The 15,414-nt window shown below is 63.5% G+C and carries 15 protein-coding genes and 1 pseudogene; 7 read left to right on the plus strand and 9 right to left on the minus strand.

The window, feature by feature from the left end:
• Positions 1-107: 107 nt before the first annotated feature.
• On the plus strand, positions 108-1,034 hold the full coding sequence (locus JN279_RS04225) for a DMT family transporter (protein WP_202352080.1): 927 nt from the start codon (positions 108-110) through the stop codon (positions 1,032-1,034).
• A 151-nt stretch (positions 1,035-1,185) separates the two neighbouring features.
• Positions 1,186-1,839: a haloacid dehalogenase type II gene (locus JN279_RS04230; RefSeq protein ID WP_342216321.1), complete on the plus strand. Its 654-nt coding sequence runs from the start codon at positions 1,186-1,188 to the stop codon at positions 1,837-1,839.
• Positions 1,840-2,040: 201 nt separating this feature from the next.
• Here JN279_RS04230 and JN279_RS04235 read toward each other — a convergent pair.
• The 3 genes and pseudogenes from JN279_RS04235 to JN279_RS04245 form a co-directional block, all read right to left on the minus strand.
• Positions 2,041-2,159 (minus strand): annotated as a pseudogene (locus JN279_RS04235) (helix-turn-helix domain-containing protein); the annotation flags it as partial.
• Between the two features lie 215 nt (positions 2,160-2,374).
• A complete protein-coding gene (locus tag JN279_RS04240) occupies positions 2,375-3,076 on the minus strand; it encodes a phosphatase PAP2 family protein (RefSeq protein ID WP_096452072.1) in 702 nt (233 codons plus the stop codon).
• A 28-nt stretch (positions 3,077-3,104) separates the two neighbouring features.
• Positions 3,105-3,443, minus strand: coding sequence for a hypothetical protein (locus JN279_RS04245; RefSeq protein ID WP_027054900.1), 339 nt, complete (start codon positions 3,441-3,443; stop codon positions 3,105-3,107).
• A 168-nt stretch (positions 3,444-3,611) separates the two neighbouring features.
• Here JN279_RS04245 and JN279_RS04250 point away from each other — a divergent pair, with 168 nt between their 5' ends.
• Together JN279_RS04250 and JN279_RS04255 are read left to right on the plus strand one after the other, a co-directional pair.
• Positions 3,612-5,003 carry a sensor histidine kinase gene (locus JN279_RS04250; RefSeq protein WP_096452070.1) on the plus strand — a complete coding sequence of 464 codons (1,392 nt, stop codon included), beginning with the start codon at positions 3,612-3,614 and terminating at the stop codon, positions 5,001-5,003.
• Complete coding sequence (locus JN279_RS04255) at positions 5,000-5,662, plus strand: response regulator (protein WP_202352081.1); 663 nt, start codon at positions 5,000-5,002, stop codon at positions 5,660-5,662. The genes JN279_RS04250 and JN279_RS04255 overlap by 4 nt, the downstream gene beginning before the upstream one ends.
• Positions 5,663-5,848: 186 nt before the next feature.
• On the opposite strand, the gene JN279_RS04260 is transcribed toward JN279_RS04255, so the two are convergent.
• Complete coding sequence (locus tag JN279_RS04260) at positions 5,849-6,442, minus strand: hypothetical protein (protein ID WP_202352082.1); 594 nt, start codon at positions 6,440-6,442, stop codon at positions 5,849-5,851.
• Positions 6,443-6,712: 270 nt separating this feature from the next.
• On the opposite strand from JN279_RS04260, the gene JN279_RS04265 reads away from it, so the two are divergent.
• Both JN279_RS04265 and JN279_RS04270 read left to right on the plus strand, forming a co-directional pair.
• Positions 6,713-8,716 carry a PhoX family protein gene (locus JN279_RS04265; RefSeq protein WP_202352083.1) on the plus strand — a complete coding sequence of 668 codons (2,004 nt, stop codon included), beginning with the start codon at positions 6,713-6,715 and terminating at the stop codon, positions 8,714-8,716.
• A gap of 383 nt (positions 8,717-9,099) precedes the next feature.
• The gene (locus JN279_RS04270; protein ID WP_202352084.1) at positions 9,100-9,324 is read left to right on the plus strand and encodes a hypothetical protein; all 225 of its coding nucleotides are present in this window, start codon (positions 9,100-9,102) and stop codon (positions 9,322-9,324) included.
• A 23-nt stretch (positions 9,325-9,347) separates the two neighbouring features.
• On the opposite strand, the gene JN279_RS04275 is transcribed toward JN279_RS04270, so the two are convergent.
• From JN279_RS04275 to JN279_RS04285, 3 genes are all read right to left on the minus strand, one after another.
• Positions 9,348-10,028 (minus strand): GNAT family N-acetyltransferase, encoded by a 681-nt coding sequence (locus tag JN279_RS04275; RefSeq protein ID WP_202352085.1) that lies wholly within the window; start codon positions 10,026-10,028, stop codon positions 9,348-9,350.
• Positions 10,025-10,510 (minus strand): MarR family winged helix-turn-helix transcriptional regulator, encoded by a 486-nt coding sequence (locus tag JN279_RS04280; RefSeq protein WP_202353638.1) that lies wholly within the window; start codon positions 10,508-10,510, stop codon positions 10,025-10,027. The genes JN279_RS04275 and JN279_RS04280 overlap by 4 nt, the downstream gene beginning before the upstream one ends.
• Positions 10,511-10,604: 94 nt before the next feature.
• Positions 10,605-11,795 carry a flavin-containing monooxygenase gene (locus JN279_RS04285; protein ID WP_202352086.1) on the minus strand — a complete coding sequence of 397 codons (1,191 nt, stop codon included), beginning with the start codon at positions 11,793-11,795 and terminating at the stop codon, positions 10,605-10,607.
• A gap of 439 nt (positions 11,796-12,234) precedes the next feature.
• Here JN279_RS04285 and JN279_RS04290 point away from each other — a divergent pair, with 439 nt between their 5' ends.
• Complete coding sequence (locus tag JN279_RS04290; protein WP_202352087.1) at positions 12,235-13,272, plus strand: phosphatidylglycerol lysyltransferase domain-containing protein; 1,038 nt, start codon at positions 12,235-12,237, stop codon at positions 13,270-13,272.
• A gap of 366 nt (positions 13,273-13,638) precedes the next feature.
• Here JN279_RS04290 and JN279_RS04295 read toward each other — a convergent pair whose 3' ends face one another.
• Positions 13,639-14,400, minus strand: a complete 762-nt coding sequence (locus JN279_RS04295) for an ABC transporter permease (protein WP_096452054.1) — start codon at positions 14,398-14,400, stop codon at positions 13,639-13,641.
• A complete protein-coding gene (locus JN279_RS04300) occupies positions 14,397-15,323 on the minus strand; it encodes an ABC transporter ATP-binding protein (protein ID WP_202352088.1) in 927 nt (308 codons plus the stop codon). The genes JN279_RS04295 and JN279_RS04300 overlap by 4 nt, the downstream gene beginning before the upstream one ends.
• Positions 15,324-15,414 lie beyond the last annotated feature (91 nt).

The following is a 15,414-nucleotide window of genomic DNA, read 5'->3' on the forward strand; positions in this document are numbered from 1 at the left end:
ATATCGAAATTTGTCATGTGCAAAGGCGCGTGCGTGCCGCCGATAGTCCGCGCCGAAATTGGCCGTGATCCGCTTCCGGGACACGGGCGCCTGACTGAAGAGACGCCATGACGCTCCTGCCCACCAAAACCCATCGCCTCGTATGGCCAATGATGGCAACGGCGCTGGTCGTAAGCTGGAGTTCCGGCTTCGTCGGCATCCGCTACGCCAGCGAGAATGCCGATGTCATGCTGGTGCTGTTCTGGCGGACACTGATGTCCGGATTGATCCTCTTGCCATTTGCTCTCCTGATCGGATCCCGCATAAGCGCCCACGCGCTGGTCCAGCAGATGGTCTTCGGCGTGGCGATGATGTTCCTCTATCTCGGCGGATTCGCGCTTGCCATCGGCCAGCGCGTGCCGACCGGCCTTGTCGCACTGATTTCCGATCTTGTGCCTCTCGCCATCGCGGCCTTGTCGCAGCCGGTTCTGGGACACCGATTGACCGGGAGACAATGGGTCGGAACGGTCCTTGGAGTAACGGGCGTTCTCATCGTCTCGCTGGACAGCCTGACCCTCGGTACGGCCCCGGCCTGGGCCTATGTGTTGACAGTCGCTTCCATGATGGTTCTGGCGCTGGCAACCCTGGTGCAGAAGCGGATGGGGACGATCCATATGCCCATCCATCAGAGCCTGTGCATTCAATGCCTGACGGCGGCGGTCCCTTTCGCCGCTTGCGCGGGATGGAATGGCGGGCTGATGCCGCCGCTTGATGCCCGGTTCGGATTCGGCATTGCCTGGCTGGTGCTGTTTTCGACCTTCTTCTGCTACGGCACATATTATGCAAGCCTGCGCCTCTACACCGCCTCACAGGTCAGCAGCGTGATCTATCTCAGCCCACCGGTGACGATGCTCTGGGGCTGGTCGCTGTTCGGCGAGCCGCTTTCGAAGGCGATGTTGGCTGGCCTTGCGGTCACACTGTTCGGCGTCTGGTTCACCTCGTCAGGCAGCGCGGCATTGAAGGACTTTCAGCCCAGTCGGCAGCATGTCGGCTAATCCCCGAGGCGAAATCGACCTCACGATTGATCGCCATCCACGCTGGCGTCGCTTCACGCATGGACATCACAGGAGGCAAACCATGAAGCTCACAGATTTCAAAGCCCTGACTTTCGACTGCTACGGCACTCTGATCGATTGGGAATCCGGCATGATCGACGGCCTGAAGCCGCTGACCGAACGGGCTGCCCGCAGCTTGAGCCGGAACGACATTCTCGAGGCGCACGCACGGCACGAAGCCAGCCAGCAGAAATGGACGCCGGGGAAACGCTACCGCGACCTCCTGCCGATCGTCTACAAGCGACTTGCGGAAGAGTGGGGTGTCATCGTCACGCCCGAGGAATGCGTGGCGTATGGCGAAAGCGTGAAGGATTGGCCGGCTTTTGCCGACTCCGCTGAAGCCTTGCGATATCTCAAAAAGCACTACAAGCTGATCATCCTCTCCAACGTCGACAACAAAAGCTTCTCGTTCAGCAACAAGAAGCTCGGCGTGGATTTCGACGCGATCTACACCGCGGAAGATATCGGCTCCTACAAACCGTCCGACCGGAACTTCGACTATATGCTCGAAAAGCTCGGTACGATCGGGATAGAGAAGCGAGAGATCCTGCACACCGCGGAAAGCATGTTCCACGATCACGCTCCCGCCAACCGCTTCGGCCTGACATCGTGCTGGATCTATCGCCGGCATGCGGATCGGGGCTTCGGCGCCACAATGAACCCCGGCGACGTACCGACCGTGGATTTCCGCTTCGACAGCATGGCCGACCTGGCGAAGGCGCACGCGGAAGAATTGCGGGGCTGATATCCGAGCCGGCAGGCAGCCTAAAGCGCGTCGCGTTGAAACGGGTTTATGCGACGCGCTTTGGATTTGTTTTTATGCATGTCGTTCTCCCAAAGCCGAGGTCACTTTTGGGCGACATGCACTAGCGCGTGACAGCACGCGCCGGCGTCCCCGCCAGCTGCGCCCGCGCGTCCTTGATCGACGCGGCGTAGGTCACCAGTGGCCATCGCTCGCTTCCATGCGCTGGATGGTCGGAAGCGAAACACCTGCGCGCTCGGCGAGCGTCTTCTGGTCGATGCCAGCCAAGGCCTTGCGGCACGCATCTGGGCGGCAGTGATCATCGGCCGGACCCGCCTGATTGTCCATTTTTCCGGATACTTCCCGAGGGTTGCAGGCTAGGGTGTTGTCGATCTGGGGCAGGGGGTAACGCGGTTGACTGTTTTCAAGGCCTTAATGACATCGGCATGCTTGCTGTCGATGGTTCTGGCACTGGCAGGCTGTGGCGGACACCTCATCAACAGATTGATCTGAGCGCAAGCCCGGCGGTCAGGCGCCATCAGGCATCGTCGCTCACCACCTTGCGCCGCTGCAGAAGCCGCGCCGCCAACCAGCACAGCATCGCCCAGGCGAAGCCCGCGCACCAGCCTGCCAGCACATCGGACGGCCAGTGGACGCCGAGATAGATGCGGCTGATGCCGACCAGCACCGTTGTCAGCACGGCGAGCGACAAGACGTAGATCTTCGTCGCCCTTCCATGCACGAAGCGCGCCGCCAGCGAACCGAGCGTGAGATAGGTCACCGCCGACAGCATGGCGTGGCCGCTCGGGAAGGAAAGCGACGTCTCGCTGACCAGATGCGAAACGAGTTCGGGCCGGGGCCGATCGACGCCGAGCTTCAGCAGGCTCGACAGAACCTGGCCGCCGGCCACCGCGACGAAGATGAGAAGCGCGGCCCCGGGCCTGCGGATCAACATGAGATAGATGATCATCGCCGCCGTGATCAGCACCAGCACGCTGGTGCTGCCGAGGCTGGTGATGTCGCGCACCGCCCCTTCCAGCCATGGCGGGCCTAAGGGAATGCCAGGCTGGCCCGCTTGGCGGAAGGCAAGCAGGATTTCGGTGTCGAAGGCGTGCGGCGTGGTGGCACGCGCCACCTCCATCAACTCCTCGAACCCCCACAGCCCGCCAGCGATGACCAGGCCGGCCAGCAAGACCGGGAATTCGATGCGGTTAAGCAAGGTGCTTGCGGTGTCTTTCATCGGGCCGGTGTCGCGGTCTTCATCTCGGTCAACGCCCCTGCAGATAGGGCCCGAGCGTGATCAGCGCCACTGCGGCGATCGCCAGCACGATGCCGCTGGCCTGCAGCGCATTGACGCGCTCGCCGAAAAACACCAGCGCCACGACGTTGACCGAGACCAGCTGGATGACCGCCGAGAGGCTGAACGACACCGACATGCCGAATTCGCGAATCAGCCGCAGCATGATCAGATTGCCCAGCGAATAGAGCGCGAGCGTCAAAAGGATCTTGCCGAGGCTCGGCGCCAGTCCCCACTGCTTGGCGGCGGTCGCCGCCAGAAGGAAGATCACCGTCGAAAAGCCAAGCTGCAGCAACCCAGAAAAACTCAACGTTCGTCCCCTTCAAAGCGGCTGCGCCGCATGTGCCGCGGACCTTGTTTCGCAAGCATGCCGAGACGTCAAGCGACCTCGTTCTAACGAAGGCCTTGGCAACGGCAAGACTGAGGCTCAATGTACCGCTGTCGCCCGGCTGTCGATGGAGGGGGCGGTCAGGGGCTCATGATTCGTATTCTGCAGAACTTGGCGCGACGCTGGAGCGAGCTTTCCCTTGCCCTGCAATTCCTCGTTGCCGGCGGCTTTGGCCTTCTGGCCGTCATGCTCGTGGTGGGCTCCTGGGTGACGACGCAGATCCGGGATGGCGTCACCCGCAATTCGGCCGCCACGACAGCGCTTTATGTCGATAGCGTGATCGCGCCGCTGCTGCCCGATCTGCGCAAAAGCGAGGAGCTCAGCGACTCCGTCAAGCAGGCGCTCGACGAGACGCTCGGCCAGGGCGCGCTCGGCAAGCGCCTGGTCTCGTTCAGGCTCTGGCGACGCGACGGCACGATCCTCTATTCGAAGGACTCGGCTTTGACCGGCCGCCGCTTCGACCTGAACGGCCATCTGCGTTCCGCCTTCCAAGGCAGCGTCGTTGCCCAGTTCGACACGTTCGACGAAAACGAAGAGAAGGAGCGGTCCGCGGGCGTACCGTTGCTGGAGATCTACAATCCCGTTCGCGAGCCCTGGTCCGGCGAAGTGGTGGCCGTCACCGAATTCTACGAGGTCGCCAGCGATTTCAAGGCCACGCTGGCTTCCGCCCTGCTGTCGAGCTGGCTGGTCGTGGCCGGCACCACCTTGGCGGCCTTTCTGCTCTTGTCGGGCATCGTGCTGCGCGCCAGCCGCACCATCGACGATCAGCGCGGTGCGCTGCGCCGCCAGGTGGCGGAGTTGCAGGGGCTGGTGACGCAAAACAGCGCCTTGCGCCAGCGTGTGCAACGGGCGTCCCGCCGCGCCACCGCACTCAACGAACGATATCTGCGCCGGATCGGCGCCGACCTGCATGACGGACCGGCGCAACTCGTGGCCCTGGCGGCGCTGCGCATGGACAGCCCGATCTTTTCCGGCGACGGTCATTGGGGCGAAAACCGCTCGACCGAGGTCGCGATGATCCGCAAGACGCTGGAGGATGCGATGCGCGAAATACGCGGTATCTGCACCGGCCTCGTGCTGCCGCAGATAGAGACGGCCGCCACGATGGACATATTGCGGCTGGCCGTTGACGAACATCAGCGCCGGACGGGAACGTCGGTGACGCTCACACTGCCCAGGCATTTGCCCGAACCCGGCGCCTCCGAGAAGATCAGCATCTACCGTTTCGTGCAGGAAGGACTGAACAACGCCTATCGCCACGGGCGGGCCAAGGACCAGGCGGTGCGCGCCGGTATGAAGAGCGGCAGGCTTTTTGTCGAAGTATCGGATGGCGGGCCGGGCTTCGACCCGGCGCGGGTCGAGGGGCTGGGGCTCGCCGGCCTCAGGGAGCGGGTAGAAAGCATTGGCGGCCAGTTCCAGACCTTGACCGGAGCGCAAGGCACGCGATTGGTGATCAGTCTTTCGATCGAGGAGCAAGCATGATTGGGGTCATTCGGATTGCCATTGTCGACGATCACCCGCTGTTTCGTGAAGGTGTGACGCGCAGCCTGTCGGAGATCGGAGGCTTCGAGATCGTCGGCGAGGGGGCGACGGCGCAGGACGCCGAACGCATCGCCTCGACGGTGCAGCCCGACATATTGCTGCTCGACATCTCCATGCCGGGCGGCGGCCTGGCCGCGGTTGCAAGCATCCTTACCGACCATCCCGCGCAGAAGATCGTCATGCTGACCGTTTCGGAGGCCAATGCCGATGTAACCAAGGCCCTGAACGCAGGGGTGCAAGGCTATATCCTCAAGGGTGTCGGGTCGCGCGCACTCGCCGACATCCTGCACAACGTGGCGGCCGGCGAGAGCTATCTGACGCCGACGCTGTCGGCGCGGCTGCTTTCCGATCTCCAGTCGCCGCACCCTGCCGACGGCGTGGCGGATCGGTTGCGGCATTTGACCGAACGACAGACGGAAATCCTGCGGCTGGTGGCGGAAGGCCTCAGCAACAAGGAGGTTGCCTTGCGCCTGGAGCTGCAGGAGAAGACGGTCAAGCACCACATGACCGGGGTGCTGTCGAAACTCCACGTGCGAAACCGCACTGAGGCTGCTCTCATGATGCGCGAGCTGCGCGACCGGGACAGGAACCGCTCTTAGAGCAAATTCCAGGAAACGTGTGAGCGGTTTTCCCGGGAAAAGCGCATAGTGCTTTCCCTTGGGAATTGCGTCAAAATAAAGAGTCAGGCCATCGCGGAACCGCGCGATGGCCTGACAAAAAGAAGTCACCTCCGCCGGGGGCGGCGGAGGTGATTTGTGAAGCTGGTCGTTGCCTGTTGACCAGCCTCACAAGGCCTTGAGACGGCTGACGTCGGCCAGCGTGGCCTGGCGGTCGATGATCGTGCGCCCCAGCGCATCCTTCATACTGAAACGGCCGTTCTCGATCTTTTCCGTTATGCCGTCGGGATGCGTGACCGTTATTTGGTTGCCGCTCACCTCGACCTTGTCGCCGGTCGTTGCGTTGACATGGGTGGCGCCTTTGTCGGTCTGACCCTTGCCCGACCCCGAGTTGTCACCGCTGCCTTCTGTTCCGGAATTGCCGCCACCGTTGCCGTTGTTGCCGCCGCCGCTGTTGCCGCCACTGTTGCCGCCGCTGTTGCCGCCACTGTTGCCGCCGCTGTTGCCGCCACTGTTGCCGCCGCCATTGCCGCCACTGTTGCCGCCGCCGTTACCGCCGCCGTTACCACCACCGTTGCCGCCGCCGCCATTACCACCACCGCTGCCGCCGCCATTACCACCATTGGCGGCCTGTGCTGACGCGGCGTCGATTCCGGGGGCGGATCCGTGCAGGGAAATTCGATAGGGAACGATGGTCAGCGCCAGGGCAGCCGCCGAAACGAGCGTCAGCCGGCGACACCGGGCCGTGATCGATCCGTGCATCCTGATCTCCGTCGATTGAGCCGGCGCGCCCACCCCAACGTTGCAACCGCAACATCGCCGAAAGATGTAGTGACCGGAAGCGACCTCCGACCGTTGCGTTTGTCCGCCAGGACCTTTGCAAGCGCAAGATTGGACCAAAGTCCGATGTCGTGCGTGACAAGTCGCCTGCCCGGGGCATTGGTGCTTGTATGATGTCACGAAAATGTGATCGGCCTGACGTAAGGGGTCGAACAGGCAACAAGCCCCAGCCACTCCAAGCCAGAGGCCCTCATGACCGAACATCGCTCCCCCGACGCCCGATTCCGCACCAGCCTGCTCGAGGAAAACGAAGGACCGGCCATCAACCCCACCGACAACCGCACCATGGGCGATATCATCGCCGCGCGGTTCTCGCGCCGGGGTTTCCTGAAGGGGTCACTCGCCGTCTCGGCGATCGCCGCCACCGTCAGCCCGCTGGCCATGATCGCCGCGGACGATGCCCGCGCCGCGGAAGGCTCCGCCTTCAAATTCGACGAGCTCGAGGCCGGCATCGACGACAAGCACCACGTCGCGCCGGGCTATGACGCCGACGTGCTGTTGCGCTGGGGCGATCCGCTGTTTGCCGATTCACCGGAGTTCGACCCGACGAAGCAGTCGGCGCAGGCCCAGGCGAAACAGTTCGGCTACAACAATGACTATGTCGGCTATATCCCGATCGACGGCTCGGCCGAGCATGGCCTTTTGGTCGTCAACCACGAATACACCAACCCGCATCTGATGTTCCCCGGCATCGTTTCGATCGTCGAGAAGGACGGGAAGAAGAAGGCCGAGGTCGCCCCGCTCTCGAAGGAGCAGGTCGATGTCGAGATGGCGGCGCATGGCGGCACCATCGTCGAGATCCGCAAGGAGGGCGGCAAATGGCACGTGGTGCGTGACGGCAAGCTCAACCGCCGCATCACCTCCACCACCGAAATGGCGCTCTCCGGTCCGGTCGCCGGCCATGACCGCGTCAAGACCAATGCCGACCCGTCCGGCACTAAGGTGTTCGGCACTTTCAACAATTGCGCCGGCGGCGTCACGCCGTGGGGCACCTATGTGATGGCCGAGGAGAACATTCACGGCTATTTCTCCGGCGAACTGCCGGAAGGCCACAAGGAAGCCGCCAACTACAAGCGGCTCGGCATTCCGGAAGGCGCCTATGAATGGGGCGCGCATTACGACCGCTTCAACCTCGCCAAGGAGCCGAACGAGCCCAATCGCTTCGGCTGGGTCGTCGAGGTCGACGTCAACGACCCGACCTCGACGCCGAGGAAGCGCACCGCCATGGGCCGCTTCAAGCATGAGGGCGCCGAGTCGATCGTCGCCAAGGACGGCCGCGTCGTCTTCTATCTCGGCGACGACGAGCGCTTCGACTATGTCTACAAATTCGTCACCAAGGGCGCCTTCAACGCCAACGACCATGCCGCCAACAAGGACCTGCTCGACGACGGCACGCTGCATGTCGCCAAATTCGCCGAGGACGGCACGGTCGACTGGCTGCCGATCGTCTTCGGCCAGGGGCCGCTGACGGCGGAAAACGGCTTCGCTGGCCAGGCCGACGTGCTGATCGAGACGCGGCGCGCCGCCGATCTGCTCGGCGCCACCAAGATGGACCGGCCCGAGGACATCCAGCCCAATGGGGTCAACGGCAAGGTCTATGTCATGCTGACCAACAATTCGAAGCGCAAGGCCGACCAGGTCGATGCCGCCAACCCGCGCGCCGAAAATGCCTTCGGCCACATCATCGAGATCACCGAGACCGACGGCGATTTCACCGCCACCAAGGGCAAATGGGAAGTGCTGCTGAAATGCGGCGATCCCTCGGTTGCCGATGTCGGCGCCACTTTCTCGACGGCGACGACGGCCAATGGCTGGTTCGGCATGCCCGACAATTGCGCGGTCGATTCGGCCGGGCGCCTGTGGGTCGCCACCGACGGCCAGGGTCCGAAGGCCACCAGCCGCACCGACGGCCTGTGGGCGGTCGACACGGAGGGGGCTGCACGGGCGACCTCGAAACTGTTCTTCCGCGTGCCGATCGGCGCGGAAATGTGCGGCCCGCTGTTCGCGCCCGACGACCAGACCGCCTTCGTCGCGGTCCAGCATCCGGGCGATGGCGGCGAGGATTGGGACGGTTTCGGCCGCCCGTCCTACTATGAGGATCCGTCGACACGCTGGCCCGACTTCAAGCCCGACATGCCGGTGCGGCCATCGGTCGTCGCCATCACCAAGCAGGGCGGCGGCAAGATCGCGGTCTGATATCCGGGTTCTGGGTAAAGCAGGCATTTGACGGAGTTGGCGGCGAGGGTTCATCGTTGGTTTAGGTGGGTCATTGACGTCGGCGATTGGCCTAAGTCTCCCCGACGTCGTCATCCCTGGGCGGAGCAGGAGCGAAGCTCCGTCGCGAAGACCCTGGGATCCATTCCGTGACCTTACTGACGGGTGCAGCGGGCAGAATTCTGCACCGCTGCGGCGCTTTGAAGTCGCGGCATGGATCCTCGGGTCTCCGCGACGCCGCCACGCGGCTGCTCCACCCGTGGATGACGACACGATAGGCGTTTACGCCAATCGCTAAGGCTCAAGCCTCCGGAAAGATTGGAAATTTAGGAATGGCGCCCTAACTCCTCCTTCAGGAGACCGCCATGTCGAAGTCCGTCTATGATCGTGGCCTGCTCAAGCCCGCCGATATCGCCAGGCTGCAGCGCGTCTTTGACGAAGCCTGCCTCAAGCGCGAAGCCCGCCCCGATTCGCCGCAAGCGCGCGAAATCGCCCTGACCTTGCTCGCGCTCCACAATGCCGGAATGGTCGACGAGGAGATGCTGACGGACGCCGTCGGTTTCCGCCGTCTGGAGCCGAAATCGGCCTGAGATGGAAGAGCCGTTTCCAGCCGCTATCCAGGACGTTGGACAACAGCCACATTGATCGTGATTCGCAATTTGAAGCCGATGGATTCGTACAACTTTATCGCGCCGGCGTTGGTGGCGTAGGCGTGCAGGTAGGGTACCTCGCCGCGTGCGAAAATCTGGTTGGCCACGAACAGGGACAAGAGCCGGCCGAGGCCGCCGCCGCGGACATCCGGATGCGAGCAGACGCCGCTGAGCTCGCTGTAGCCGGGCTGTTTCATGCGCTCGCCGGCCATCGCCACCAGCTGTCCGCCGGCCTTCACGCCCCAGAAGTCGCCAAGGCTCAAGGCTCCAGACGTGAATGGGCCGGGCTTGGTGAGCGACGCCAGGGCCACCATTTCCGCCACGTCGTCTTGCGTCAGGCGTTGCACGCGCTCGTCCGACACCACCTGTAACGGCGCCTCGGCAACCATCTGCACGGCGGCGGCGGTCGAGATTGCCGAGAGGCCGGCCGGAAGGGCAATGGGGTCGGCCTGGGCCATGATGACGCTGTCACCGGGGCCGACAAGGTCCGCGAAGGCCTGCAAGCTTTCGGCATCGTCGGCGGCGGTGGCGGCAAAAAGGGCGAATGACGGCGAATAGCGCCTGGCGAGCTCGCCACCTTGCGCGAGGGCTTGATGGCGCGTCGCCAGCGCGCTCCAGACGGGCCGGTCGAGGACATGTTTCATTGGCCGATACCCTTTTTGACACGACGATCGAGCGGAGCCGTGGCCAACCCCTCCTCGATGGCTGCGAGTTGATCGAGAAGCGGCCCAGAAAGATCCCGGCACAGATCCGCGACGGCGTTTTCGATGCGTGGCCACACATCCCGTTTCGCCACATCGACCAGGCGCCGGCCCTTGCCGGTCAGCGAGACCATCCGCCGCCGCTGGTCATCTTGTGACTGAATGGTTTCGACCAGCCCCAGCTCGACCAGAAGCGCCACGCTCCGTGTCACGCCCGGCTGTGTCAGCCCGAGCGATTGCGCCAGTTCGCCGATGGCCAGGGGGCCGAGCCTGTCAAGAGCGGCCAGCAGGGGGTACTGGCTCGACTGAAGCGGAACCTCCAGGCCGTCGAGCAGCTGTTGCGCATCGGCCTGCAACTGCTCGCCAATGCGCTTCAGCCGGCTGCCGAGGCAGAGATAGCCAAGCGATCGGATAACGTCTTCCATCGTCATTTCCGCGATAATTCGTAACATGTTATATAACATGGCATATAAAGTGTCAAAAGCGACCATATGCTTGTCGCCCGCCTCCGCGATCAAATCAGCGTGAAGCGCCAGCTCGCTGGCGGCCGGCACCGGCGATCCGCCTGGCGATCGCCTTGCCCAAGATGGCGGCATTGGCAAAGCAGCCGCGAATGCTCGGCCGCATGCCGGTGAACCACAGGCCGGGCAGTTTCGGGTCGGCGACACCGCCATTGAAGAGCGGGACGCCCTTGCTGTCGAGCACGCCGAGATTGCCGACCATGCGCTCCAGCCCGGTGCGGTAGCCCGTCGCGGCAATGACGATGTCGGGATCGATCAGGCTGCCATTGGCCAGGATCACGCCATCGCGGGTGAATTCCCGTATCGCCGGTACCACGGTGATCTTGCCCGATTTGATGGCGTCGACGGCGCCGTCATCCGCGGCGATCGCGGTGTAGTCGGTGGTCAGGCGGCTGGCGCCGCCCGACGGCGCGGGCGGCATGCCGAATTTGGTGAGATCGCCGAAAACCAGGCGCTGCGTCGCGGCGATCACCGCATCGGCGACGCGCAGCGGCAAACGCGCCATGAGCGGCGAGAGCCTATGCACGGCGATCTTGCCGATGCGCTTGGGCAGCAGGGCTGGGCCATTGCGGGCCGACAGCCAGAGAGCCGCCACATCCACGCCAGCCAGATGATTGAGGGCATCGAAGCCCGAATTGCCGGCGCCGACGACCAGCACCTTCTTGCCGGCATAGGCCTTGGCGTCGCCAAAATCCGCCGAATGGATGATCCGGCCCGAGAAGGCCTCCATGCCCTTCCACTGCGGCGTGAAGGGTTCCTTGTCGCGGCCGGTGGCGACGATGACATGACGCGCCAGGCGCGAGCCGGCGCTGGTGCGCACGGCCCAATGGTCGCCCCGGAACACGAGGGTCTCGACGGCGACGCCGAACTCCACCGGCAGCCGGTTCGCGTCGCGGAAATCGTTCATATGGCGGATAACGACGTTGCGGTGCGGAAAGGCCGGCGTATCCACGGGAAAGGAAAGGCCGGGCAGCGCCGAGAGATCGCGATGGGTGTTGAGATGCAGTTGCTGGTGCCGCCGATGCCAGGGCTCGGCCAGCCGGCTCTCCTTTTCCAGGATCGCCACCGGCACGCCGGCCTTGATCAAAGCCTGCGCGACAGCCAGTCCGGCGGCGCCGGCGCCAATGACGATCGCCGGCTCGACTGCCACCATCTGCTCCATCATCGGTCCGGTCGTCGTATCAGCCATTCACTCTTAAAACCCATTCAACCACCCCAGCATCCCGACAGGCTCGCAGGACGCTGTAACCGTTTGATCGCGCGCAAACCCATACAGCAGATCGGTGCCGATTGCCGAGGCCTGTGCCGAGCCGCTTGCGCTCCAGAGCATTCCGCCGCCAGGCGCAAACAACTCTCATCGCGGAAATGCGGCCAAAACAACGACATGCAGCGGATTATCCGCTTCTGTCGGAAACCATGCAGCCCTATATGGCATATCGGCGGCATCGGCGATAATCAGGTCGCGGCAATGTGATTGATTCGAGTTCCGGGGGCTGGCGGATCTCGTTACCGACGCAGGAATTCGAAACCGCAGCGATTTCGGCTTCCCGCGAAAAATCAAGGCGCCGTGGCGCGTCCAGCGTGTCGAAAGGCACGTCGCGCCACAGACGGCACGCGGAATCTCGACCATGCCCTCCTTGCGGATCTACTTCGACAAAATCCTCGAGGGCGCCTCGCCCAAGGTCGAGCGCCAGGCGCTGACGCATGTCGAACGCCTGGCGATTGTCCGCCGCCATGGCGACTTCTCGCTCGCCTATTCCAGTGCCGTACAGCACAAGCTGTCCTATTTCGGCGACACCGACGGCTACATCGCCTTCGGCACCAAGATGAAACATCATTTCGCGCTCGGTGACCCGGTGGCGGCGCCGGCCCGGCGGCCCGACTATATCAGGCGCTTCGTCGAGACCGCCGGCGACCCGTGGTTCGTGCAGATCGGCGAGGACACCGCGCGCGTGCTGGCCGGGCTCGGCTACAAGGTCAACCGGCTGGGGATCGACACAAGACTCCCCCTGCCCGAGCATGATTTTTCCGGCAAGCGCAACGAGACCGTGCGCTATTCCGAGCGCTGGCTCTTGAAGAAGGGCTTCTCGTTCGAAGAAGACAAGCGGACGGTGTTCCTCGACGAGATCGCCCGGCTGTCGGAGAACTGGCGCGGCGACCGCATCGTCAAACGCTGGGAAATGGGCTTTCTCAACCGCCCGTTCTACGATCAACTCGGCACCGACATGCGCCGCTTCGTCCTGCATGGTCCCAATGGCGAGCTGATCGCGCTGCTCGATTTCGATCCGTTGTTTCGCGACGGCAAGGTTATCGGCTACACCACCGCCTTCAAGCGCAAGCACATCGATGCCTCGCCGCACGCCGAGATCGGCCTGACCAAATTCGCCGTCGACCGGTTTCGCGAAGAAGGCATCTCGGTGGTCACGCTCGGCCTGTCGCCGCTCGTCGACGTGACCCCCAGCGGATTTGCCGAAAGCGATTTCTGGCGCAACGCTTTCCAGCGCGCCTACTCTTCGCCCTGGGTCAACCGCCGGCGGTTCAACCTGCAGGGCCAGGCGGCCTTCAAGCGCCGCTTCCACGGCGTGGAAGAGCCGGTCTACATCGCCTTCCGCAAGGGGACCTATATCGAGATGCTGGGACTGCTGCGGCTGGTCAAGGCGATTTGAGCTCTACAGGACTTGGGTTCCTCGCCCCCACTCCCGTCTACGCCTATGCACACTTCCTTGATTGGCGTGACTGATCTACGCGAGGCTTGATTGCCACTTGGTTCCCCCAATCCGTCGCTGCTTCGCAGGGCCACCTTCCCCCTCCGGAGGGAAGGAAGGGAGCGTTGCTGGACGGGCGTAGACGGCAGAAAGCCTGGCGCCTTTCCTCTACCCGGTCGATCGGGGGGTCCGAAGGACGGGTGAGACCCATGGCTCGCCCCGGCAGGTGCCTCGGCGAAGCCGAGACGGAGTGGGGGGCGACCAGCGCAGCATAAGACAATGCATGCGCCAAACTGCCATGCACGCTATCGCCAAAGACCAGCCGCGTCAGTTCCGCAGCCGGTAGCCCGTCCTGAAAATCCAGGCGACGATGGCGATGCAGACGGCCAGGAAGACCAGCGTCATGCCGAGGCTGATGCCGACCGAGACGTCGGCCTTGCCGTAGAAACTCCAGCGGAAGCCGCTGATCAGATACACGACCGGATTGAACAGCGTGATCGTCTTCCAGATGCCTGGCAGCATGTGGATCGAATAGAAGCTGCCGCCGAGGAAAGTCAGCGGCGTGATGATCAGCAGCGGCACCAGCTGCAGCTGCTCGAAACTCTTCGCCCAGATGCCGATGATGAAGCCGAACAGACTGAAGGTCACCGCCGTCAGCACCAGGAAGGCGACCATCCAGAACGGATGCAGGATGGTGAGCGGCACGAACAGCGAGGCGGTGGCGAGGATGATCAGGCCGAGGATGATCGACTTGGTCGCGGCACCGCCGACATAGGCGATGACGATCTCCAGATAGGACACCGGCGCCGAGAGAAGCTCGTAGATCGAGCCGACGAATTTCGGGAAATAGATGGCGAAGGAGGCGTTGGAGATCGACTGCGTCAAGAGCGACAGCATGATCAGCCCCGGCACGATGAAGGCGCCGTAGCTGATGCCGTCGATCTCGGTGATGCGCGAGCCGATGGCCGAGCCGAAGACGACGAAATACAACGATGTCGAAATGACCGGCGAGACGATGCTCTGCAGCACGGTGCGGAAGGCACGTGCCATCTCCATCCGGTAGATCGCCCAGACTGCGCGCAGGTTCATGCGTCTTTCCTCACCAGGTTGACGAAGATCTCCTCAAGCGAGCTGTTTTGCGTGTCGATGTCGCGGAACTGGATGCCGCCGGCCTCGAGATCGCGGATCAGCGAGGCGACGCCCGGTCGCTCGGCCTGGTTGTCATAGGTGTAGGTCAGCTGCCCGCCATCCGGCGACAGCTCGAGTGCGTAGTGCGAAAGGGCCTCCGGGATGGCCGTCAGCGGATTGCGCAGTTCCAGCACCAGCCGCTTGCGGCCGAGCTTGCGCATCAACTCGGCCTTGTTCTCGACCAGGATGATTTCGCCGCGGTTGATGACGCCGACGCGGTCGGCCATCGCCTCGGCTTCCTCGATATAGTGGGTGGTGAGGATGATGGTGACGCCATCCTCGCGCAACCGGCGCACCATCTCCCACATATCCTGGCGCAGCTCGACGTCGACGCCGGCGGTCGGCTCGTCGAGGAACAGGATGCGCGGCTCATGCGACAGCGCCTTGGCGATCATCAGCCTGCGCTTCATGCCGCCCGACAGCGTGATCGCCTTGGCGTCCTTCTTGTCCCACAGCGAGAGGTCGCGCAGCACCTTCTCGACGAAGCCATGATTAGCCGGCTTGCCGAACAGGCCGCGGCTGTAATTGACCGTCGCCCAGACGCTCTCGAAAGCGTCGATGGTCAGCTCCTGCGGCACCAGGCCGATCAGGCTGCGCGCGGCGCGGTAGTCCTTGGAGATGTCGTGACCATCGACGGTGACGGTGCCGGTCGAGCGGTTGACGATGCCGCAGACGATCGAGATCAGCGTCGTCTTGCCGGCGCCGTTCGGCCCAAGCAGCGCGAAGATCTCGCCGCGCTGGATGTCGAGATTGACTTCCTTGAGCGCTGTGAAACCGGTGGCGTAGGTCTTGGAGACCCCGGAAATGGACAGAATGGAGGGCATGGGCTGAAAACGGCTGCCTGAAAGAGGTTCCCTGATATAGGCCGAATGTCGGTGCGCGCAACCGGAAGTCAATGGCGCTGCTGACAGTTCT

It is taken from the genome of Mesorhizobium sp. 113-1-2, from assembly GCF_016756475.1.
GTDB lineage: Bacteria > Pseudomonadota > Alphaproteobacteria > Rhizobiales > Rhizobiaceae > Mesorhizobium > Mesorhizobium loti_C.

What these genes read in the sequence shown, in the direction of transcription:
- JN279_RS04225 (WP_202352080.1), top strand. Translation starts at nt 108, where the DNA reads ATGACGCTCCTGCCCACCAAAACCCATCGCCTCGTATGGCCAATGATG.
- JN279_RS04230 (WP_342216321.1), top strand. Translation starts at nt 1,186, where the DNA reads ATGATCGACGGCCTGAAGCCGCTGACCGAACGGGCTGCCCGCAGCTTG.
- JN279_RS04240 (WP_096452072.1), bottom strand. Translation starts at nt 3,076, where the DNA reads ATGAAAGACACCGCAAGCACCTTGCTTAACCGCATCGAATTCCCGGTC.
- JN279_RS04250 (WP_096452070.1), top strand. Translation starts at nt 3,612, where the DNA reads ATGATTCGTATTCTGCAGAACTTGGCGCGACGCTGGAGCGAGCTTTCC.
- JN279_RS04255 (WP_202352081.1), top strand. Translation starts at nt 5,000, where the DNA reads ATGATTGGGGTCATTCGGATTGCCATTGTCGACGATCACCCGCTGTTT.
- JN279_RS04260 (WP_202352082.1), bottom strand. Translation starts at nt 6,442, where the DNA reads ATGCACGGATCGATCACGGCCCGGTGTCGCCGGCTGACGCTCGTTTCG.
- JN279_RS04265 (WP_202352083.1), top strand. Translation starts at nt 6,713, where the DNA reads ATGACCGAACATCGCTCCCCCGACGCCCGATTCCGCACCAGCCTGCTC.
- JN279_RS04270 (WP_202352084.1), top strand. Translation starts at nt 9,100, where the DNA reads ATGTCGAAGTCCGTCTATGATCGTGGCCTGCTCAAGCCCGCCGATATC.
- JN279_RS04275 (WP_202352085.1), bottom strand. Translation starts at nt 10,028, where the DNA reads ATGAAACATGTCCTCGACCGGCCCGTCTGGAGCGCGCTGGCGACGCGC.
- JN279_RS04280 (WP_202353638.1), bottom strand. Translation starts at nt 10,510, where the DNA reads ATGGAAGACGTTATCCGATCGCTTGGCTATCTCTGCCTCGGCAGCCGG.
- JN279_RS04285 (WP_202352086.1), bottom strand. Translation starts at nt 11,795, where the DNA reads ATGGCTGATACGACGACCGGACCGATGATGGAGCAGATGGTGGCAGTC.
- JN279_RS04290 (WP_202352087.1), top strand. Translation starts at nt 12,235, where the DNA reads ATGCCCTCCTTGCGGATCTACTTCGACAAAATCCTCGAGGGCGCCTCG.
- JN279_RS04295 (WP_096452054.1), bottom strand. Translation starts at nt 14,400, where the DNA reads ATGAACCTGCGCGCAGTCTGGGCGATCTACCGGATGGAGATGGCACGT.
- JN279_RS04300 (WP_202352088.1), bottom strand. Translation starts at nt 15,323, where the DNA reads ATGCCCTCCATTCTGTCCATTTCCGGGGTCTCCAAGACCTACGCCACC.